At 42.6% G+C, this 21,598-nt stretch carries 15 protein-coding genes and 1 pseudogene; 6 read left to right on the top strand and 10 right to left on the bottom strand.

Features of this window, described 5'->3' with window-relative positions:
• Positions 1-61: 61 nt before the first annotated feature.
• The 7 genes from eno to dgt form a co-directional block, all read right to left on the bottom strand.
• Entirely contained in the window at positions 62-1,363 is a 1,302-nt protein-coding gene (gene eno, locus P2E05_RS05520) for a phosphopyruvate hydratase (RefSeq protein WP_272657923.1), read from the bottom strand.
• Between the two features lie 62 nt (positions 1,364-1,425).
• Positions 1,426-3,063, bottom strand: coding sequence for a glutamine hydrolyzing CTP synthase (pyrG, locus tag P2E05_RS05515; RefSeq protein ID WP_154623401.1), 1,638 nt, complete (start codon positions 3,061-3,063; stop codon positions 1,426-1,428).
• A 601-nt stretch (positions 3,064-3,664) separates the two neighbouring features.
• Positions 3,665-3,826 carry a secretion ATPase gene (locus P2E05_RS05510; protein ID WP_154623402.1) on the bottom strand — a complete coding sequence of 54 codons (162 nt, stop codon included), beginning with the start codon at positions 3,824-3,826 and terminating at the stop codon, positions 3,665-3,667.
• A 104-nt stretch (positions 3,827-3,930) separates the two neighbouring features.
• On the bottom strand, positions 3,931-4,725 hold the full coding sequence (mazG, locus tag P2E05_RS05505) for a nucleoside triphosphate pyrophosphohydrolase (RefSeq protein ID WP_154623403.1): 795 nt from the start codon (positions 4,723-4,725) through the stop codon (positions 3,931-3,933).
• 77 nt (positions 4,726-4,802) lie between these two features.
• On the bottom strand, positions 4,803-7,040 hold the full coding sequence (gene relA / locus P2E05_RS05500) for a GTP diphosphokinase (protein ID WP_154623404.1): 2,238 nt from the start codon (positions 7,038-7,040) through the stop codon (positions 4,803-4,805).
• Positions 7,041-7,056: 16 nt separating this feature from the next.
• Positions 7,057-8,388 (bottom strand): 23S rRNA (uracil(1939)-C(5))-methyltransferase RlmD, encoded by a 1,332-nt coding sequence (gene rlmD, locus P2E05_RS05495; protein ID WP_269723758.1) that lies wholly within the window; start codon positions 8,386-8,388, stop codon positions 7,057-7,059.
• A 256-nt stretch (positions 8,389-8,644) separates the two neighbouring features.
• Positions 8,645-10,168: a dGTPase gene (dgt, locus tag P2E05_RS05490; RefSeq protein ID WP_163860832.1), complete on the bottom strand. Its 1,524-nt coding sequence runs from the start codon at positions 10,166-10,168 to the stop codon at positions 8,645-8,647.
• A gap of 121 nt (positions 10,169-10,289) precedes the next feature.
• On the opposite strand from dgt, the gene mtnN reads away from it, so the two are divergent.
• Positions 10,290-10,982, top strand: coding sequence for a 5'-methylthioadenosine/S-adenosylhomocysteine nucleosidase (gene mtnN / locus P2E05_RS05485; protein ID WP_154623406.1), 693 nt, complete (start codon positions 10,290-10,292; stop codon positions 10,980-10,982).
• Between the two features lie 72 nt (positions 10,983-11,054).
• Entirely contained in the window at positions 11,055-11,888 is an 834-nt protein-coding gene (btuF, locus tag P2E05_RS05480; protein ID WP_154623407.1) for a vitamin B12 ABC transporter substrate-binding protein BtuF, read from the top strand.
• Between the two features lie 34 nt (positions 11,889-11,922).
• Here btuF and erpA read toward each other — a convergent pair whose 3' ends face one another.
• A complete protein-coding gene (erpA, locus tag P2E05_RS05475; protein WP_154623408.1) occupies positions 11,923-12,267 on the bottom strand; it encodes an iron-sulfur cluster insertion protein ErpA in 345 nt (114 codons plus the stop codon).
• Between the two features lie 222 nt (positions 12,268-12,489).
• Here erpA and hemL point away from each other — a divergent pair, with 222 nt between their 5' ends.
• Entirely contained in the window at positions 12,490-13,779 is a 1,290-nt protein-coding gene (hemL, locus tag P2E05_RS05470; protein WP_154623409.1) for a glutamate-1-semialdehyde 2,1-aminomutase, read from the top strand.
• 235 nt (positions 13,780-14,014) lie between these two features.
• Here the strand turns inward: hemL and mrcB are convergent, their stop codons facing one another.
• Positions 14,015-16,528, bottom strand: coding sequence for a bifunctional glycosyl transferase/transpeptidase (gene mrcB, locus P2E05_RS05465; RefSeq protein ID WP_154623410.1), 2,514 nt, complete (start codon positions 16,526-16,528; stop codon positions 14,015-14,017).
• A 371-nt stretch (positions 16,529-16,899) separates the two neighbouring features.
• Here mrcB and P2E05_RS05460 point away from each other — a divergent pair.
• Positions 16,900-17,594: pseudogene (locus P2E05_RS05460) on the top strand (beta-eliminating lyase-related protein).
• Positions 17,595-17,620: 26 nt separating this feature from the next.
• Here P2E05_RS05460 and hrpB read toward each other — a convergent pair.
• Entirely contained in the window at positions 17,621-20,116 is a 2,496-nt protein-coding gene (hrpB, locus tag P2E05_RS05455) for an ATP-dependent helicase HrpB (protein ID WP_269723757.1), read from the bottom strand.
• Between the two features lie 59 nt (positions 20,117-20,175).
• Between hrpB and sfsA the strand changes: the two genes are divergently transcribed.
• Positions 20,176-20,886, top strand: a complete 711-nt coding sequence (gene sfsA, locus P2E05_RS05450) for a DNA/RNA nuclease SfsA (protein ID WP_154622202.1) — start codon at positions 20,176-20,178, stop codon at positions 20,884-20,886.
• A gap of 197 nt (positions 20,887-21,083) precedes the next feature.
• Positions 21,084-21,539 carry an RNA polymerase-binding protein DksA gene (gene dksA, locus P2E05_RS05445; protein WP_004922522.1) on the top strand — a complete coding sequence of 152 codons (456 nt, stop codon included), beginning with the start codon at positions 21,084-21,086 and terminating at the stop codon, positions 21,537-21,539.
• Positions 21,540-21,598 lie beyond the last annotated feature (59 nt).

Below are 21,598 nucleotides of genomic sequence, written 5' to 3'. Positions count from 1 at the left end.
GAATAAAAAAACGGGAAGCCTGAGCCTCCCGTTTTCTTTAATGACTGAGCCTAATATCTAATTACGCTTGGCCTTTAACTTCTTTTAAACCATTGAATGGCGCACGCTCACCCAGAGCTTCTTCAATACGGATCAGTTGGTTGTATTTAGCAACACGGTCAGAACGGCTCATAGAACCTGTTTTAATTTGACCCGCTGCGGTACCAACTGCTAGGTCAGCAATGGTTGCATCTTCAGTTTCACCTGAGCGGTGAGAGATAACAGCAGTGTAACCCGCATCTTTCGCCATTTTAATTGCAGCCAGAGTTTCAGTCAAAGAACCGATCTGGTTGAATTTAATCAAGATAGAGTTAGCAATGCCTTTCTCGATACCTTCTTTCAGGATCTTGGTATTTGTAACGAACAAATCGTCACCAACCAATTGGATTTTGTCACCAAGTACTTTAGTTTGGTATGCAAAACCATCCCAGTCGGATTCGTTCAACCCATCTTCGATAGAAACGATTGGGTATTCTTTGGTCAGACCTTCTAGGTAATGAGTGAATTCTTGTGAAGTAAAGGTTTTACCTTCACCTTTCAATTCGTAGTTACCTGTTTCTTTGTTGTAGAACTCAGAAGCCGCACAGTCCATAGCCAGAGTAACATCTTTACCTAAAATATAACCAGCTTGTTCAACTGCTTCTTTAATCGCAGCCAAAGCAGCAGCGTTAGATTCTAAGTTTGGTGCATAGCCACCTTCATCACCCACAGCTGTATTCATACCTTTAGACTTCAGTACTTTAGCTAAGTGATGGAAAATTTCAGAACCCATACGAACAGCTTCTTTCAGCGTAGGAGCGCCAACAGGCTGGATCATGAATTCTTGAATATCAACGTTATTATCAGCGTGCTCACCACCATTGATGATGTTCATCATTGGCAGAGGCATTGAATATTGACCGTGAGTACCGTTCAGGTCAGAAATATGCTCGTAAAGAGGCATACCTTTTGCCGCAGCGGCTGCTTTTGCGTTAGCTAAAGACACAGCCAGAATCGCGTTTGCACCAAATTTAGATTTGTTATCAGTGCCATCCAGATCAATCATGATCTTATCGATAGCTGCTTGGTCTTTCGCATTTTGACCGATCAGCGCTTCTGCAATTGGACCATTCACTGCCGCAACTGCTTTCAAAACACCTTTACCCAGAAAACGTGATTTATCACCATCACGCAGCTCCAGTGCTTCACGAGAACCTGTAGATGCACCTGATGGCGCAGCAGCTAAACCAACAAAGCCACCTTCTAAATGAACTTCAGCTTCTACAGTTGGGTTACCACGAGAATCAATGATTTCACGACCGATCACTTTAACGATTTTGGACATTAGGTTTTCCTCAGTACAAGTTAAATTGTGGGAGATAGGCCATTGACCTATCCCGCCATATCTTATTTCAACTCACCTTTCTGGTAGCTACCAGCGGCTTTAACAAAACCTTCAAACAATGGGTGACCATCTCTTGGTGTTGAAGTGAATTCAGGGTGGAACTGGCATGCTACAAACCATGGGTGGTTTGGATTTTCAATAATTTCAACCAGTTTATTATCCACTGAACGACCTGCAACTTTTAAACCAGCATCTTCAATGCGTTTTAGCAGCATATTATTCACTTCATAACGATGACGATGACGTTCAATAATTGTATCTTCGCCATACATGTCACGAACTAAGCTGTCTTTCACTAAGTGGCATGGTTGACCACCTACACGCATCGTGCCACCAAGATCGCTCTCTTCAGAACGCACCTCTAGATTACCATTTTCGTCACGCCATTCAGTAATTAACGCAACAACCGGATATTTACACTCCGCATCAAACTCAGTTGAGTTCGCCCCTTCCATGTTGGCAACATTACGTGCAAACTCAATTAAAGCAACCTGCATTCCCAAACAAATACCTAAATAAGGCACTTTGTTTTCACGTGCATAGCGCGCTGTCATGATTTTACCTTCAATGCCACGTTCACCAAATCCACCAGGAACGAGAATTGCATCTAAGCCTTTTAACAGTTCAACGCCACGTGTTTCTACATCTTGAGAATCAATCAGTTTAATATTGACGGTGAGGCGATTTTTTAAACCACCGTGTTTCAACGCTTCAATCACGGATTTATAAGCGTCGGGTAATTCTACATATTTACCAACCATACCGATGGTAACTTCACCAGTAGGATTAGCTTCTTCATAAATGACTTGTTCCCATTCAGAAAGATTCGCTTCGCGGCAATCCAAGTTGAAACGTCGGCAGATGTATTCATCCAAGCCTTGTGATTTCAACATACCAGGGATTTTATAGATAGAATCAACATCTTTCAGTGAAATAACGGCTTTTTCAGGAACATTACAGAACAAAGCAATTTTCGCACGCTCATTCGCAGGAATAACGCGGTCTGAACGACAAATCAATACGTCAGGCTGAATACCGATAGAGAGCAGCTCTTTTACTGAGTGCTGAGTCGGTTTCGTTTTAACTTCGCCTGCTGCTGCCAGATAAGGCACTAGCGTTAAATGTAGATATAAAGTGCGCTCACGACCAACTTCAGCCGCCATTTGGCGAATCGCTTCTAAGAATGGTAGAGATTCGATATCACCAACCGTTCCGCCGACTTCAACGAGAACAACATCATGACCTTCACCACCACGGATAATGCGGTCTTTGATTTCATTAGTGATATGAGGGATGACTTGGATAGTTGCGCCTAGATAGTCGCCACGACGCTCTTTGCGTAGTACTTCTGAATAAACACGGCCAGTCGTAAAGTTATTACGGCGTGTCATTTTGGTACGGATAAAACGCTCATAATGACCTAAATCCAAGTCAGTTTCAGCGCCGTCTTCTGTTACGAAAACTTCCCCGTGTTGGGTTGGGCTCATTGTACCAGGATCAACGTTGATGTACGGATCCAGTTTCATAATGGTGACATTGAGTCCACGGGCTTCGAGTATAGCCGCCAAAGAGGCTGCGGCAATGCCTTTACCCAGAGAGGATACGACCCCGCCGGTCACAAAAATATAATTAGTTTTCATGCTGAACCTGAAAGTTTAGGTTTAAAAGATGATGGATATAACAGGACGGGAAAACAGTATACCCGAACCTTAATTTCGCTACAAATGTTCTAAGCATAATAAGGTTAACTTTCCTCTATATTCCATTAATATCAGCTAGTTAAAATAAAAAATATTTTCTAGCCCCAAACAAGGTTGATTAACATGCAAACAGCAACAGTGCGAGACTCAAGCTGTTTAACCTATTAAGTGACTTTGCTTAGCCTAGTCTTCAAGATACGGCCGCTTAAAAACAGTTTTCCTTAAAGTAAAATAGCAATGTGAGTTCACTCATCATATACCTATTTTAGGTTAGCAAATTTGCGTTATCATGCCACTCTTAACACTTCATCTCTCTTCAATTCCATGTCTCCCCATAGAAACATCTTCTAAGGCTAGCATATTTTTCGCAAAAGCTAAATCCTTTCAGCAAAACTAGCGAGAACTAAGATGGTTTTATTAAATTAGGTGAAATTTTTTGTATGATGCGGATAAAAGAGCGGCAATCTGACATGTATTAAGCACACATTATAGGTTAACAGCGGTGTGCTTTACCGCAGTGGTGATTTTCCCAACAAGATAATCAATCATACGGTGACACCCAGCGATTTAATTGCAGATTAAAAACCTTATCTGCCGATTTTATCCTTTCTGGGCGATGAGCGACAAAAACACGAGTAATTTGCAGTGAGGCAATCGCCTCCGTTATTTTACGTTCATTTTCTACGACAGCTAAGTCAGTCAAACTCGTTATACTTTTACGAAAACCCTGATAATCACTTATCGCTTTGCATCACAAAGAAGATATGCCCACTGAATATTTTGTTGGTATGAAATTACAAACAACAGTTATTCCGCGAGCTTAATTTGCTGCCAATGCTGTTCCATCTCCTCAAGCGTTGCGGTTTCTGTGGTTTTACCTTCTAGTGCAAGGCGTGACTCAATTTGGCGAAAACGCTTTTCAAATTTCTGGCAGGCCTTGTTTAGCGCCATTTCGGGCTTATGGCCTAGGTGGCGAGATAAATTCACAGTAGCAAACAGTAAATCGCCAATTTCTTCTTCTAGGCGCTGTTCATCAACAACCACTTGAGTAGCCTCTTCCATCACTTCATCCAACTCTTCACGCACTTTATCGACCACAGGACCGAGTGTATCCCAATCAAAACCGACCGACGCGCAACGTTTTTGTATTTTATACGCTTTCATTAATGCAGGTAATGCGCTTGGAATATCATCAAGTACCGAAAATTGCGCCTTTTGTGCGCGTTCAGCAGACTTACGTTTTTCCCATCCAGCCAGTGCAGCATCACTATCAGGGTGGTTTTCGGCGTCAAAAATATGTGGATGGCGCCGTTCTAGCTTATCACTAACTGCTTGGCAAATATCATCAAAATCAAATCGTGATTGCTCTTTAGCCATCTGTGCATAAAACACCACTTGAAAGAGCAGATCACCTAATTCCCCTTTTAAGTCGTTAAAATCTTCGCGTTCAATGGCATCAATCACCTCATATGTCTCTTCTAGCGTATACGGTGCGATGGTTTTAAACGTTTGCTGAGTGTCCCATGGACAACCTGTTTGCGGATCACGCAGTTTTGCCATGATATCCAGTAAACGTTCAATTTGTGGTGTGCTTGAACTCATATTTTTTGACCTTTAAATATAAAAAATCCCATGAATCAAAGGATAACATGGGATCTTGGGTTATTCACTAAAACCTATTATTGTGAATGGCGTTTGGCTTCAATCACATCTGGTAGTTGATTGAGTTTCGCTAACACTCTCGCTAAGACTTGCAGATTGTATATCTCAATCGTCATATCAATCGTGGCTAACTGCTGCTTAACATCACTACGGCTGCTCACGCCGAGTACATTCACTTTTTCATTCGCTAAAATGGTAGTGATATCACGCAATAATCCACTTCTATCGTTAGCGACAACACGTACGACTAGCGAATAGCCACTGGAGTAGTTTTCTCCCCAGACCGCGTCAACTAAACGTTCTGGTGCATGACTCTGTAACTCAGCAAGCTGTTCACAATCAACACTATGGATTGAGATCCCTCTTCCCTTAGTGATAAAGCCGACAATATCATCACCGGGAATTGGCTGGCAGCAACGCGCAATATGGTGCATAAGGTTACCAACCCCTTCGACCACAACTCGTCCACTACTGTTAGTTTGAGATGTTGGACGTGGTGCTGCCGTTTTACTTTCCAGTGTTTTTAGTGCTTCACGATCAGCTTCTTCGGCTGTGGTCTTCTTAAATTTACTTTGTAAGAAGTTGACTAACTGGTTGATACGAATATCACCGCCACCAATACCGGCAAGGACTTCATCAAGGGAATGAACGTTATAGCGCGTAATCAGCAATTTTTCGGCTTCTTTGATACTGATATCAAGATGCGCCAATTCGTTATCAAGAATTTGACGTCCCGCTAGGATATTTTTGTCACGATCTTGCTTACGGAACCAATTATGAATTTTGGCGCGACCACGACTCGTTGTGACATAACCTAAGTTAGGATTCAGCCAATCACGACTTGGGTTTGGATGTTTTTGGGTAATAATTTCAATTTGATCGCCCATCTGTAATTGATAGCTAAACGGCACAATACGGCCACCAATTTTAGCGCCAATACAGCGGTGTCCAACATCACTATGAATATGGTAGGCAAAATCAAGCGGTGTTGAGCCGGCAGGCAAATCAACCACATCACCTTTAGGCGTAAACACATAGACACGGTCATCAAAGACTTGGCTACGCACTTCATCAAGCATTTCACCTGAATCAGCCATTTCTTCTTGCCATGCGATCAGTTTACGTAACCACGCAATACGGTTTTCATAACTGCTACCTTTGCCTATACCAGTCGCACCCTCTTTATATTTCCAGTGTGCGGCTACCCCCAACTCTGCATCTTCATGCATTTGTCGAGTCCGGATTTGTATTTCCAGCGTTTTTCCATTCGGCCCTAACACCACTGTATGAATGGATTGGTAACCATTTGGTTTGGGGTTGGCAACATAATCATCAAATTCATCAGGTAGATGACGGAAATGGGTATGAACAATTCCTAATGCCGCATAGCAATCCTGAAGACGTTCCACCACAATACGTACAGCTCTGACATCGAACAATTCATCAAATGCCAGCGATTTTTTCTTCATTTTGCGCCAAATGCTGTAAATATGCTTAGGACGCCCATAAATTTCTGCTTGAATATTTTCTTTCAGCATTTTTTTACGCAAAACACTCACAAAATTATCAATGTAGTCTTCGCGGTCGATACGGCGTTCATGCAATAGATTCGCAATTTTTTTGTATTCTTCTGGGTGCAGATAACGAAAACAGAAGTCTTCTAATTCCCATTTTAACTGACCAATTCCTAAGCGATTGGCTAATGGCGCATAAATATTTGAACACTCTTTTGCTGCCAGTACGCGCTCATCTTCGGTTGCATCTTTAACTTCTCGTAAATGTGCAATCCTTTCTGCAAGTTTGATGACAACGCAGCGAAAATCTTCCACCATCGATAAAAGCATACGACGAACGTTATCGACTTGAACAGAGCTCGTTTCCGCTGATTGAGTTGCTTTTAATTGACGGATCGCATCCATTTCCAAGACGCCTTTAACAAGCTCATAAATCGATTTACCGAAATCATCGATGACAGCTTGTTCATCTAGCTGATTCTCTTCAACTAATGGGAATAGTAATGCCGCTTGTAGACTGCCAATATCCATGCTCAGCGTTGACAGAATTTCCGTCATTTCAATCCCACGCCATAGCAATAAAGCGGCTATTTCTTGCCCTGCTAATTTATCATGACAATACTGCCAGGTATGGATGAGCTTTTGTTCTGATTGTGGATTATTTAGCCCCAGTCCGCTTACCCATTTTTCAGGGGCAAACTCACCTGCTGGGGTAAGATGTGCACTTCTTACAGCAACCATATATTCTCCCTACCTGTTAACCCTCTGGGCTATTGATAAATAGCGCCATTGATTCCAGATGGCTGGTATGTGGAAACATATCCAACATCCGCAATTGTATTAACTGATATCCAGCCTCAAGCAAAACTTTGCTATCCCGCGCCAAAGTGGTGGGGTTACAAGAAACATAGACAATTTTTTCGGGCATCAGTTTAACTAAATGTTCCATTACACCAGCGGCCCCTGCTCGAGCAGGGTCTAAAAGCACTTTATTAAACCCTTCAGTTGCCCATGGTTGTGTATGGATTTGCGCCTCTAAGTTTTCATTATAGAAGGTCGCATTAGCAATTAAATTGCGCTCAGCATTATTCTGAGCTTGTTTGACTAAATTTTCGACACCTTCAACCCCAATGACTGATTTTACCTGCCTCGCTATTGGTAAGGTAAAATTTCCCATACCGCAAAATAAGTCTAAAACACGATCATGAGGGCTCAGCTCAAGCCATTCAAGAGCTTGGGTAACCATTTTTTGGTTAATTTCACCATTAACTTGTATAAAGTTTAATGGACTAAACTGCAAGGTTTCTCCAGCCACTTGATATTCAGGTAAAACGGCGGTTTCACTCAGTGGCTGTAAGTGATGATCCTCCCCTGCTAACCAAACAGAGACCCCATACACGCTTTCAAAATGCTTAAGCTGTTGTTTATCTGAAGATGCTAAGGGGGCAAGATGGCGAAGTAACACGATCAGGCTATTATCCGCACGGATCAGTTCAACATGGCCAAGTTTTGGAGCTACTTTTAACTGATTTAAACAGTCAGATAACGGTTGGAGCAGCTTATCAAGATCATGATGTAACACTGGACACTGTTTGATGTCCACCAGTGTATTCGATTGAGTTTGACGGAATCCCATCAAAAGATGCTGACTTTTGTTATGGTATTGCAGCCCTAGACGCGCCCGACGACGATAACCATAAGGCTCACCAAAAATAATCGGCTTCGCTTCTTTTATCACGCCTGTTTCACGCGCGATCAAGTGTTGCAATGCTTGTGCTTTGCTTTCTCTTTGTAATGAAATATCAACATGTTGCTGCTGGCAGCCACCACATTGATTGAAATAACGGCATTGCGGCTTAACGCGTTGTGGACTGGTATTGAATCGTTTAATGACTTTGCCCTTTGCAAAGCGACTTTTTTCCTCAACCAGTTCGACCTGAGCCTGTTCCCCAGGTAGCACCCCCGCAACAAAAATAGCTTTGCCATCAGAGCGCGCAACGCCTTGGCCTGAAGCATCTAAACTATCAATTGTAACCGTTATTTGACGGCGTTGGGTGGTACGGCGGTTTGGCGAGTAAAATTGGGCCATAATTCGTCACTACGAGGCGTTAAGTTTTAGAAGATAATTTTGTTTGCTTTCTCTGTTTCAAAAAAGCGCTATTTACTCGCATGTTAGATGTGAAGTAAAAAGCGCGCCTATAATAGCAGTTTTTTTGCCAAGATGAGTTATCACTTTTTCACTTAACGTATATTTTTTTATTATTTTGTTCTTTTTTATCAACTTATTTCTAAATAAATCGCTGCATTTTCCGTCGAAAATCCGCTTATGGCGCATAAATAAACATTCAATTAGACACCGTACTTTTACGGTACTCTTCATAGGCATAATGATCAGTCATTCCACTGATATAATCCTGAATTAACCGCGCTCGGTAGTAAAATTCAAGGATCGATCTTTCTACTTCATTGGTTGCGCAGATACCTTCAATCGCTTCGCTGTATGACAATCGATGTTTATTAGAGAGCTTATGAAATAAACGCGTCTCGATAAAAAATTGTTTATGGTAGTTATTTTCAACTAATGAGGCGAAATCGTTTCTATCTAGCATCAATAATGGACGGTAAAAATCTAGCAGCCCGCCGATAATACGATAACCTTGCAACTCAAGCTCTTCCACCTCGTGATGGCTGAAAACATGCTTGAATGCCACCGTTTTCAAAACCTTTAGTAGCCGATGTTCTGGGCTTTTATCTTCGAGTAACGCACTATTAAAACGTCCTGCATAGATTTCAGGGAGGTTTTGAATAAAACGCTGAGCACTGTAACGAGCCAGTTTGCTAGTAATATTGACGCGTAAATACATAAAGAATTGGTCTTGCTGAATACGTCTCGTATGATTATCACTGATATTATTAAAAGCACTCATGATTGTTTCATCAAATAAGTCACCTTTTTTGACCGTTCCCCACTCTGCTTGTAAATAATCAATTAATTGCTCAACGGTAAAAATACCTTTTTCCGCCGCATCATCTAAATCAGCAATACAGTAAGAGATATCATCAGCGGCTTCCATGATATAAGAAAGAGGAAAACGGCAATATTTCTCCATATCAAGCTTTTGGCTTAGTTCATTAATAAAATGTAACTCAGACCAGTAATAACCGGGCTTTTTCATTAAATAATCAAACTGTTCAGGAATAGGCTCGAGATCATAAGCGCCACGGGTATACTTCAGAATTGCCCCAACCTGAGCATAAGTCAGGTTCAATTTCAGCAAGCGATGAACCATGCGTATTCCTTGTGCATTCCCTTCGAAAGAGCACAAATCCTGTTTTAATTGCCGACGGAATAGGTCGAGTCGCTCATCCCCTGTCAAACGCATTGCCGCAATCCTGCAAGGATCTGGAGATTCAGGAGTGAATTGATATTGAGGAGCAAGAAGCTGGCTAAACCAACTTTGGATTGCCGCTTCACCAAAGTGCCCAAAAGGCGGATTACCAATATCATGCATCAAACATGACATTTCCACGAGGCTTTCAAAAGCATCACAACGTTCCTCTAAACCATATTTCTCTAACAAATTTTTCTTTTTTAGTTCATGTAAAACGGTTTTGCTGATATAACGCCCAACTTGCTGTACTTCTAATGAATGAGTCAAACGGCTACGTACAGCAGCATTTTGTTCTAATGGAAAAACTTGCGTTTTTTGCTGTAAACGACGAATTGCTGCTGAATTGATGATACGCCCTCTATCGCTCTCAAATTGACGATTGACCGCATCTTCATTGTGAGCTGAGATTTTAGGGCTTTTCGAACTATTATAGTTCCGTTGATAATTCAGTTTAGTCAGAAAATTAATTGCGCTCACGCCAACTCCTCATCCTTTCTGTACAGACTAAAATAAAAGGCAGAGAAAATAGGCCGTTCAATGCTACACTTTAGCCATCTCAACCTTAAGTGTCTAATTAATCAACAGCGAGTATGACATAATGAAAGTCGGTATCATAGGTGCAATGGAGCAGGAAGTTGCCATCCTGCGTGAACAAATTGAAAACTGCCAAACAATTAGCCGCGCTAGCTGCGAAATTTATACAGGAAAAATTAATGGCGTTGATGTTGCACTACTAAAATCAGGTATAGGTAAAGTTGCAGCAGCAATCGGTACAACTTTACTCCTCGAACATTGCCAACCGGATATTGTGATTAACACGGGTTCTGCTGGCGGTTTAGATGCCAAACTTAATGTCGGTGATATCGTGGTTTCAACCGAAGTTCGCTATCACGATGCTGATGTCACTGCTTTTGGCTATGAATATGGTCAAATGGCACAATGCCCACCCGCCTTTATTGCAGATGCAAACTTGATTAGCCTTGCCGAAAAATGTATTCAGCAGCTAAATATGAACGCGGTACGCGGCCTTGTGTGCAGTGGTGATGCCTTTATTAATGGCTCTGAGCCTTTAGCGCGCATTAAACAGCATTTCCCACATGTTGCCGCAGTTGAGATGGAAGCAACCGCTATCGGCCAAGTTTGCCACCAATTTGGGGTGCCGTTTGTCGTTGTACGAGCCATTTCAGATGTAGCAGATAAAGAATCGCACACCAGCTTTGAGGAGTTTTTACCTGTTGCAGCACGTCAATCATCATTGATGATAGCGGCTATTTTAGCTGAATTAGCTTAATCTTTTTCAATATAAAAAAGCATAAATGCTTAATATTTATGCTTTTTTGTTACTTTTAAAGGCAATCATCCCATGAAATGGCCCTTCAATGCATTCAGAGCGATACTGGCCTTATTGCTACTCTTATTTTTTAACTCATCAGTCATTGCAGAGACAAAACATCGTGTGATCAGTCTTTCACCGGCGAATACTGAGTTAGCTTATGCGGCTGGCTTAGGAGAAAGTTTAATTGCTGTCAGTGCCTATTCTGACTATCCGGCTGAGGCTAAACAATTAGAACAAGTGTCTGATTGGCAGGGCATCAATGTCGAACGAATCATTGCATTAAAACCTGATTTGATCTTGGCGTGGCGAGGAGGTAACCCCCAGCGTCCTCTAGACCAGCTCGCCGCTTTAGGGATTCCAATTATCTATTTTGACCCAAATAATATTGAGTCCGTCATTTCTGCCGTAGAACAACTAGCGAATTACAGTCCAAAACCTCAGATTGCAGAACAATCTGTTGCTGGCATGCGTGAACAACTCCACCAATTACAACAACGCTATGCACAACAAGCACAGCCTAAAAAGTCGGTATTTATTCAACTCGGTACCCAACCTCTATTTAGCACAGGTAATAACACGATTCAAAACGATATCGTTTCCCTGTGTGGCGGTGACAATATCTTTAAAAATAGTGCAGTACCATGGCCTCAAGTGAGTCGAGAGCAAGTTCTTGCTAGAAAACCTGAAGTGATCGTGATGAGTGGGGATCCAACACAAGAAAACGCAGTACAGCAATTTTGGCAGACACAACTGCCTATCCCTATTATCCGTTTAAATGAAGATTGGTTTCATCGCGCTGGACCACGTGCATTATTCGCGGCGCAATCTTTGTGTGAACAACTATACCCAGACAATAAATGAGTGAGAGGGGGATTCCCCTCTCAACAGGTAGGTTTTAAACGCTGAATGAAGAACCACAACCACATGTCGATTTGGCATTTGGGTTGGTGACAATAAAACGAGAACCTTCTAGGCCTTCAGTATAATCAACGCTTCCACCAACTAAATACTGTAGGCTCATTGGATCAACAACTAAGGCAACACCTTGTTTTTCGATCGTCATATCGCCATCATTTATTTGGTCGTCAAAAGTAAAGCCATACTGGAAACCACTACAACCACCACCGGTAATGTAAACACGTAGACGCAGGTTTGGGTTGTCTTCATCAGAAACTAAGTCTTTTACTTTAATTGCTGCCGCATCAGTAAACTGCAATGGCAGAGCTGCATCATCACTCATTTTGTACTCCAGACCGATCAAGCGGTAATTCAGTGTAAGCAGATAGCCTACTCAGATCAATGAGCTAATTATCCGCCAGCTTAGTCATTGATTCAAGCCCTGTGACATAATTCAACACATTGTGCATAGCAATCAATGGATTTGGTTTAATTGGTTCAGTGCTTTAGAATAGAGCCACTATTTTATTCAGCTTATTTATCAGTCCCTATTCAGGAGCCCTGCATGAGCCAATCTTTAAACCTATATAATGAAGCGCAACAGCTTATCCCTGGCGGCGTCAACTCACCTGTCCGTGCTTTTAACGGCGTTGGCGGTACACCTCTGTTCATTGAACGTGCTGACGGCGCTTATATTTTTGATGTTGATGGTAAAGCTTATGTCGACTATGTCGGCTCATGGGGCCCAATGGTGCTCGGCCATAATCATCCTTCTGTCCGCGATGCCGTAATCAAAGCGGTCAACAAAGGCTTAAGCTTTGGCGCCCCAACGGCTGCTGAAGTTGAAATGGCTAAATTAGTTTGTGAGTTAGTGCCTTCTATCGATATGATCCGTATGGTGAACTCAGGAACTGAAGCGACAATGAGTGCTATTCGACTTGCGCGTGGCTACACCGGCCGAGATAAAATTATTAAATTTGAAGGCTGTTATCATGGTCACGCTGACTGTCTGCTCGTCAAAGCCGGATCAGGTGCATTAACCATGGGTGAACCCAATTCTCCGGGGGTGCCCGAGGATTTCGTTAAACATACACTAACATGTACCTATAATGACCTTGCATCTGTCCGCCAAGCTTTTGAAAATTACCCAGAAGAAATTGCTTGTGTGATCGTGGAACCCGTTGCTGGCAACATGAACTGTGTGCCGCCAACGGCTGAGTTTTTACCTGGTCTACGTGCATTGTGCGATGAATTTAATGCATTACTGATTATTGATGAAGTGATGACTGGCTTCCGTGTTGCTTTGGGCGGCGCACAAGACTACTACAATGTACAGCCAGACCTGACGTGCTTAGGTAAAATTATTGGCGGTGGTATGCCTGTAGGCGCATTTGGTGGCCGCTATGAAGTTATGGAGAAGCTAGCCCCTATTGGCCCTGTATATCAAGCAGGTACACTGTCGGGTAACCCTGTAGCGATGGCGGCTGGATTAGCTTGCCTCAATGAAGTCTCTCAGCCTGGGGTTCACGCTCGACTCACCGAGCTTACCGAAAAATTAGCTCGTGGTTTAGAGCGCGTATCGAAAGAGCAAGGTATCCCACTGGTCATCAACCATGTAGGTGGTATGTTTGGTATTTTCTTCACTGACGCTAAAACCGTCACTTGCTACCAAGACGTCATGAAGTGTGATGTTGAACGCTTTAAAACCTTCTTCCACCTCATGTTAGAACAGGGAATTTATTTAGCCCCTTCTGCATTCGAAGCCGGATTTATGTCAATTGCGCATAGCGATGAAGACATTGAAAAAACAATCGAAGCCGCAGAAGCTGCCTTTGCTAAAATGGCTGCTGCTTAATTTTCTTGCAGCAAATAAAAATGCCCCTTAACAGGGGCATTTCAGACTGCGGACAAACCTATTATATTTGGCGGCAAGTCGAATAGGTTTTGAAAATAAACGAGGAAAATCAATTTATTGATTTTCGGCTGATAACACAAAGCGGGAAAAACCACGCTTTTATCCCGCTTTGTCAACAACCTCAAATGCCCCTTAACAGGGGCATTTTTGATTCTTGATAGCGCAAGAGATTCAATCAATTATTTCCAAACATCTCTTTTACCCAGTCAGGCGCATCATCTTGTGCTGGCTCGGCATGATTATTCAAATCCCACACAGGTTCTTGATGCGAAGACGACTGACATAAAGCATCAGGATTATCTGTCCAGATCGGTAGAACACGGCCACCACCAAACTCTGAACAGTTAAATTGGCCATCTGGCATGACTTTCATATCAACGATCCCTTCAGGAGGACGATTAAACAGAGCCAGTGGGGCTTGGTTATCTAAATAACGTTGATAGACCCTCAAAGCACCAGTTGAACCTGTTAATTGTGTTGGTTCATTGTTATCTCGACCAATCCAAACTATCGCGACTTCTTTACCGTCAATTCCAGCGTACCAGCTATCACGTAAATCGTTTGTGGTACCTGTTTTCCCAGCTAGGTTGTATTTGCCAAACTTGGAGAGTAAGACGCGCCCTGTGCCTTGTTGAACCACTTGTTGCATACCGTATAGGGTGAGATAAGCCGCTTGTGAAGGTATTGCACGTTCCGCAGATGGGTAACTTTGATAAATTTCAGTTCCATCACCATCAATAACAGAGCGCAGCGCAGACAATTTAGCGCGGTTACCATTACCACCGATCGTTTGATATATTTGAGCCACTTCAGCTGGCGTTAGGTTTACAGCACCAAGTAGCATCGCGGGGACTTTTTCTATCGCCGCGGCTGGAGCACCTAAACGAACAAAAATATTCACGATCTGATCAAGGCCGACTTCTAACCCTAAATTGACGGTTGGAATATTTTGTGATTTTGCGAGTGCATCAACCAACATCATTCCACCAGTGAAATTACGGCTATAGTTTCTCGGTTTCCACGTCTGGTTACCGACTTTCACCGATAAAGGTTCATCTTTCAGCCAAGTATTTAAACGAAAACGGTCAGGCTCATTCAATGCGGCTAAATAAACGGGCGGTTTCGCTAATGACCCGATGTTACGGCGAGCATTCAGTGCACGGTTAAAACCAGAGTATTGCGGCTGTGAACCGCCTACCATCGCTCGGACTTCACCGTTAATGCGGTCAACCACAACCATCGCACCTTCAATATCATTTAGCTTACGATCTTTACGTAACTGAGCCACCCCGGCTTCAACTGCATTTTCTGCTGCTGTTTGCGCGACAGGATCTAGCGTGGTAAAGATTTTAGCGCCTGACAGCTCTTTAACTTTATCACCTAATTTTTCATTCAGTTCCTGACGAACCATTTGCATAAAAGCAGGCTGAGAAGCGACCAAACCTTCCCTTGGTTTCACACCTAAAGGACGTGCGCTAAGAACTTGATACATTTCATTGTCGATAACATGGCGAGTTTCCAATATTTTCAACACAATGTTACGGCGTTTTGTCGCGTTTTCCGGTTTCGTCCAAGGGTTATAAGTTGACGCGCCCTGCACCATGCCAACAAGTAGAGCTTGCTGGTCTAAACTTAACTCATTAATTGGGCGTCCAAAATAATACAGACTTGCTAATGGGAAACCACGAATTTCATCATTACCGTTTTGCCCTAAGAAAACTTCATTCAGGTACAATTCGAGAATACGGTCTTTGCTATAGTTGTAATCCAACAACACAGCCATAATGGCTTCGTTAGCTTTGCGCTTAAAGGTTCGCTCATTGGTTAAAAATAGATTTTTTACCAACTGTTGCGTCAAAGTACTGCCCCCTTGCACAGATTTACCTGCCACTAAGTTCGCGACTACTGCTCGACCGATTGAGTAAAGGCTTACCCCATCGTGTTCATAGAAGTAACGATCTTCAGTCTCAAGTAGAATTTTCACCAAAGACTCAGGAAAATCAGACAAAGGTAAAACTAAGCGCTGCTCATTATTAGCCGATTGCATCATCGTGATGAGCTTCGGATCTAAACGGAAAAAACCAAATGAACGGCCATTTTCCATATTTTCGATCTTCTTCAGCATCCCTTGATCAAATACCATACGTGCCAATATCTGACCTTCTTTTTGATCAGGGAAATTAAATGGGCGACGCAGAATTTCAATCGTATTGCCTTTTACTGAAAATTCACCTGAATTGGTGATTTTGGTGACCTTACGGTATTGCATACCTTCAAGTAAACGCACCATTTCAGCTTGGCTATAATCCATGCCTGGTTCAAGGTTAACCATTCGGCCATATACAGCAGCAGGTAAATCCCAAACTTTGCCATCAAGGCGTTCCTTGATTTGCTGGTTTAGGTAAAATGCATAAGCGCCAAGTAACACGGCAAGGACAATAAAAATTTTAACGAGCAACCAAAACCAACGCCATTTACTCTTTGGTCGGCGGTTTTTATTACCGTTATTTTTTTTCTTAGCCATTAGCTCGCCCTCTTCATCATCGAGGTCTTGCTCATCAATATCATCGTCATCAAATAACTTTTCATCATAATCATAGTCGTCACGGCGGCGACGTGAATTTAGCTGTTTCTTTTTGGTTGACGGTTTTTTACGTCTACCGATTGGTTCTAAATCTTTACCGGACATGGTCGCTCCATATCACCCAAATTCTGCACTGACTTCCCGTGATTTTGACTCAATATACTCAAGTGTTCACAGAAGAAAGCTCTTAATTACATTTCATTACGTTACCTTGCGAGACATTATTCATCCGTCGCAGATATCTATTAGAGCACAAAACAACCTCATTTCGCACTTATCTTTATCATTCGCTGCATAGGCTCCACTGAATTTTATCCCAAAAATCGCCAGCGACATACCAACACGCCAAAAAAAACAAAATGTCTTATAGATTACTAATAAAAAAAGAATATTTTCAACTTTCATAAATTATTTTCTAATCAAAAATAACCAATGAAGTGTTTTTTAAATAATTTATTAACCTGTGGAGTGTTATTATGCTGTATCCAGTAGAACCTTACCGAATAAAGAGTGTTGAAACACTATCAATATTGTCGCGACAAGCAGGCAAAATAAAAATTCATGAAGCTGGCTATAATCCTTTTCTGTTACGTTCGTAAGATATTTACATCGACTTATTGACTGACAGTGGGACGAATACAATGTCTGACAAACCGTGGGCAAGTTTGATGACTGGAGATGAGTCCTATGCTGGCAGTCAAAACTTTTATCAACTTGAACACGCCGTACAGCAGCTCTTTGGATTTAAATAGTCATTCCGACACATCAAGGATGCGGAGCTGAAAAGCAAGCCGCGAATGTTCCTATTATTGAACCTATTGGTGGACATGGCGTCTTTTTAGATGCTCCGCGTTTTTGTCCACACTTAACACAAGATCAATTTCCAGCACAAAGCTTATCTGCAAGTATCTACCTTGAAACCGCTGTACGTAACGTGGAACGCGGTATTATCTTGGACGGACGAGATAAAAAAACAGGGGAAAACCTTCGACCAGCACTGGAAACCGTTCGTTTGGCCATCCCTCGTAGAGTCTATACCTATGCACATTTAGATTGGGTTGCTAACGGTATTATTCACTTATACCAACAAAAAGAAAAAATGAAAGGGCTTAGATTTACCTATGAACCCAAGCGGTTACGCTTTTTTACAGCGCGTTTCGAGTATATTTAGCGCTGTATTTTTCTATTCGCATTCATTTAATGCTTTTCAATGTTATTTAGCGCTTTTTTAGTTTTATTCGTTGGTCGCGTATTAACAGGGTCATCTGGCCATAAATGTTTTGGGTAGCGACCTTTCATCTCTTTTTGTATCTCACGATAACTGCCTTGCCAGAATGCGCCCAAATCTTGGGTAATTTGTAATGGCCTCATTGCAGGTGACAATAAAGACACCGCCACAATCACCTTACCATGAGCAACGGTTGGGTTAGAGGCTTGTCCATACATTTCTTGCATACGAATTTCCATCATCGGCGCTTTATCTAAAGAGTAATGAATATTCACAGAACTCCCTGAGCCTGATAAATAATGTGTCGGTAATGCATCATCTAACCATTTTTTCTGCTGCCAATCTAAACGATGCGCTAAGAGTGCTCCGACATCAATTGCTTGCAGTTGTTTACGATGAGTAATACCTCTGAGATAAGGTGCTAGCCAAGACTCTAACGAATCCAACAAGGTCGCATCATCAACATCCGGCAAAACGACATCAGGAAACCATTGTTTCGCCAATTGGCAACGAATACGTAGCTGGTGAGCAGAAGAATGCCAATCCAAACTACTCAAACCATTCTGGCGTAACCAATGCAACAATGCCTGTTCAATCTGTTTACTATCAGGATTGGTCAATCTTTCTGAATGTACCACTAATTGGCCACATTGCAGCCGCCGCCAAGCTATCAATGTGCCTTTTTGTTCATCCCACTCCACCGTTTCTTGTTGAAAAAATAAATGGGGGCATGCCTCTCGCAAATTGTCTATTTCAATCGCAACCGCTAAGGCTATTTTTGCATCTGCTGAGCTTTCTGGCAGCCATAGCATAGGTGCAATCAGCCATTCTCGACCTGATAATGTATCCTTCTCATCTAACGATGCACCTAACCCACTCGCTAATTGATAACGACCTTGATTATCTCTATTTTTGGCTATCCGATCAGGGAAACCAACGGCTAGCAAAGTAGGTAACCACTCACTAATTAAAGCATGTGCTTTTCCTACAGCAGCCGTCACTTTATGGCCACTCAACAAGGAAGCACGTCGACACCAATTTTCAGTTGGTCTTTCTAAATAGTCGTGAATATCACATCTTCCCTGACGAGGGGGCTCTTCTAAAATAGCCACGAGTAAAGCGGCTAGCTTAACGACCTCATCGTTCTGACTTTGTTGAGCCTGATATAATATCGCCGCTGTCCGCACCGAGCTGCCTGACTCGGCCATTCCACGACCTACCGACGTTAATTGCCCATGTATATCGACAGCCTCTAATCGGTACAGTAAATCTTTAGCGGCGGCAATCGCGGGGCGAGGTGGTGCATTCAGCCATTGTAGCTGCTCCGTCTCTTGGCAACCCCATTGCAACAGCGATAACCATAGGGAGCTTAAATCACTGTGTAATATCTCTGCCTCACTGTATTTCGCAGCGCGTTCAGCCTGTTCTTGGCTAAATAAGTGCCAACAAACCCCCGCCTCTAAACGTCCTGCTCGCCCTGCTCGCTGCACCATAGAAGCTTGGCTAATCCTTTGTTTAACCAGTTTAGTCAGCCCCGTTCGAGGGTTAAAAACCCCTATTCGTTCAAAACCACTATCAACGACCAACCGAATGCCTTCAATGGTAAGGCTGGTTTCTGCAATATTCGTTGCTAAAACAATTTTACGCTTCCCTGCTGGCGCGGCTTGAATAGCCAGTTGCTGCTCTTTTATAGACAGTGCACCATACATCGGACATAAAAGTATGTCCTCACTCACTATTGAGGAGAGTTCTGTCAGTGTTCGCTCAATTTCACCTACCCCAGGTAAAAACAGTAACAACGACCCTTTCTCTCTTTGACACAGTTGCCAGACCGCATTAGCGACCTCTTTATGAAATAGTTTATTGCTATTTATAGGGTAAAAATATCGATCAACGGGGTAAGTACGCCCTTCTGATATCACAATAGGTGCATTTGGGAACAACCGGTTCAACCCTTGGTCATCCAAAGTGGCTGACATTAATAAAATCTTTAAATCATCGCGTAATGCCTGTTGTGTATCCAACAATAGTGCTAGCCCTAGATCCGCCTGCAAACTGCGTTCATGAAATTCATCGAGAATGACTAAACCAATCCCTTCTAACATTGGGTCACTTTGCAACATTCTGGTCAAAACACCTTCAGTCACGACTTCAATACGCGTATTTGAGCTCACTCGGCTTTCCGAACGCATACGTAGCCCTACTGTGTGACCGATTTCTTCACCTAATTGCTCAGCTAAACGCATAGCAACACTACGTGCGGCAATACGGCGTGGTTCTAGCATGATAATGCGCCCCTCAATCACACCACTGTTCAATATAATTAGTGGTAAAACAGTGGATTTACCCGCACCAGTTGGGGCATGCAGTAGAACTTGGGGTGACTTTTCTAAAGCAGTGAGTAAGGAATTACTAACGTCATGAATAGGTAACACGCGGATGATAGCTCCAATGAGGTTTAACATTTGCTGATAAAGATTGTAGCATTGCCGATTATTTTCTGAAGACTTATTGCGGAGACGATATGGAGTTTATTCCCCCGTTACAGCCAGCCACACTGATTAAACGCTACAAGCGGTTTTTAGCAGACGTCATCACGCCTGAAGGTCGTGTGATGACCATTCACTGTGCAAATACGGGTGCGATGACGGGTTGCGCGACACCTGGGGATACTATTTGGTATTCAACATCAAATAATACAAAACGAAAGTATCCCCATAGCTGGGAACTCACACAAACCTCGCAAGATCATCTCATCTGTATTAACACGTTACGCGCAAATCAGGTAGTCGCGGAAGCGTTGTCACAAAATAACATTCCAGAATTATCCGAATATAGTGTAATAAAGCCTGAGATGAAATATGGCTCTGAAAATAGTCGTATTGATTTCTTTTTATCTGGTGATGGGTTACCTGATTGTTTTATAGAGGTTAAATCTGTTACTTTACTGGAAAATAATTGCGGTTTTTTCCCTGATACCGTCACTGAGCGAGGACAAAAACATTTACGTGAATTAACAGTAATTGCTAAAGAAAAAAAAAGAGCCATACTGTTGTTTGCAGTTTTGCATACGGGAATCTACGAAGTTTCGGCTGCGGCTCATATTGATAAGCAATACGCAAAACTTTTGGGTGAAGCTATCGAAAATGGTGTCGAAGTTCTTTGTTATCACGTAGATATCAATACACAAAAAATGCTATTGGGTAAAAACATTAAGTTTATAGCTGTTAAATAATGGTCGTTATATCGCTTAACAAAGCGAGGACGAATGGGTTCTGGGGGCTTAAAAAGGAATAAACACGCGCGCCTTCACAGCATTACAAAACTCATTGCATGAACGATTGCCAAGAGGGCACTCTTCTGCTATTTATAGCGACCTTAATTTTTCCCCCTTTGGGGTTTTGTGAAATTTGCGTGTGTAGGAGAAGCATTATGCAAGAAGGGCAAAAACGTAAGACATCGTCCTTAAGCATTCTCGCCATTGCCGGGGTTGAGCCCTATCATGAAAAGGCTGGCGAAGAGTACATGAACGAAGCCCAGTTGGCGCATTTTAAGCTCATTCTCGAAGCATGGCGCAATCAACTCAGGGATGAAGTAGACCGGACAGTTACTCATATGCAAGATGAGGCGGCTAACTTTCCAGATCCTGTTGATCGGGCAGCCCAGGAAGAGGAATTCAGCCTTGAATTACGCAACCGGGACCGTGAACGTAAGTTGATTAAGAAAATCGAGAAAACGTTGAAGAAAGTCGAAGAAGATGATTTTGGCTTCTGCGAATCTTGTGGAGTGGAAATCGGTATCCGTCGTTTGGAAGCCCGCCCTACCGCAGATTTGTGTATCGACTGTAAAACATTAGCAGAAATTCGCGAAAAGCAAATGGCTGGCTAATCGCTAATTATGGAGTCCTTAACGGCGCACCTCACATTGCGCCGTTATAAGGAAGTCTA

Origin of the sequence: Providencia stuartii (assembly GCF_029277985.1) — a bacterium.
In the GTDB taxonomy this organism is placed as follows: domain Bacteria; phylum Pseudomonadota; class Gammaproteobacteria; order Enterobacterales; family Enterobacteriaceae; genus Providencia; species Providencia zhejiangensis.
This window is presented reverse-complemented; position numbering and strand designations above follow the sequence as displayed.

Bases quoted from the DNA above. Each gene is read 5' to 3' on its own strand.
- eno (WP_272657923.1), bottom strand. From the start codon at position 1,363: ATGTCCAAAATCGTTAAAGTGATCGGTCGTGAAATCATTGATTCTCGT.
- mazG (WP_154623403.1), bottom strand. From the start codon at position 4,725: ATGAGTTCAAGCACACCACAAATTGAACGTTTACTGGATATCATGGCA.
- dksA (WP_004922522.1), top strand. From the start codon at position 21,084: ATGCAAGAAGGGCAAAAACGTAAGACATCGTCCTTAAGCATTCTCGCC.
- erpA (WP_154623408.1), bottom strand. From the start codon at position 12,267: ATGAGTGATGATGCAGCTCTGCCATTGCAGTTTACTGATGCGGCAGCA.
- btuF (WP_154623407.1), top strand. From the start codon at position 11,055: ATGAAATGGCCCTTCAATGCATTCAGAGCGATACTGGCCTTATTGCTA.
- pyrG (WP_154623401.1), bottom strand. From the start codon at position 3,063: ATGAAAACTAATTATATTTTTGTGACCGGCGGGGTCGTATCCTCTCTG.
- relA (WP_154623404.1), bottom strand. From the start codon at position 7,040: ATGGTTGCTGTAAGAAGTGCACATCTTACCCCAGCAGGTGAGTTTGCC.
- sfsA (WP_154622202.1), top strand. From the start codon at position 20,176: ATGGAGTTTATTCCCCCGTTACAGCCAGCCACACTGATTAAACGCTAC.
- mrcB (WP_154623410.1), bottom strand. From the start codon at position 16,528: ATGTCCGGTAAAGATTTAGAACCAATCGGTAGACGTAAAAAACCGTCA.
- rlmD (WP_269723758.1), bottom strand. From the start codon at position 8,388: ATGGCCCAATTTTACTCGCCAAACCGCCGTACCACCCAACGCCGTCAA.
- hrpB (WP_269723757.1), bottom strand. From the start codon at position 20,116: ATGTTAAACCTCATTGGAGCTATCATCCGCGTGTTACCTATTCATGAC.
- hemL (WP_154623409.1), top strand. From the start codon at position 12,490: ATGAGCCAATCTTTAAACCTATATAATGAAGCGCAACAGCTTATCCCT.
- mtnN (WP_154623406.1), top strand. From the start codon at position 10,290: ATGAAAGTCGGTATCATAGGTGCAATGGAGCAGGAAGTTGCCATCCTG.